The following is a 211-nucleotide window of genomic DNA, read 5'->3' on the forward strand; positions in this document are numbered from 1 at the left end:
CACTGCACCAACAGCACCTGTGTCACCTTTGGCACCAACTGCACCCGTGTCGCCTTTAGCGCCTGTCGCACCAACTGCACCCGTGTCGCCTTTAGCGCCTGTCGCACCTACAGTACCTGTATCGCCTTTAGCGCCTGTCGCACCAACTGCACCCGTGTCACCTTGAGCGCCTGTCGCACCGACTGCACCCGTGTCACCTTTGGCACCTGTT

The 211-nt window shown here is 60.7% G+C and carries 1 pseudogene; it reads right to left on the reverse strand.

The features are described from left to right. Window positions 1-211 (reverse strand): annotated as a pseudogene (locus IO68_RS33485) (hypothetical protein); the annotation flags it as partial.

This window comes from Acinetobacter sp. COS3, from assembly GCF_000475335.1.
GTDB lineage: Bacteria > Pseudomonadota > Gammaproteobacteria > Pseudomonadales > Moraxellaceae > Acinetobacter > Acinetobacter venetianus.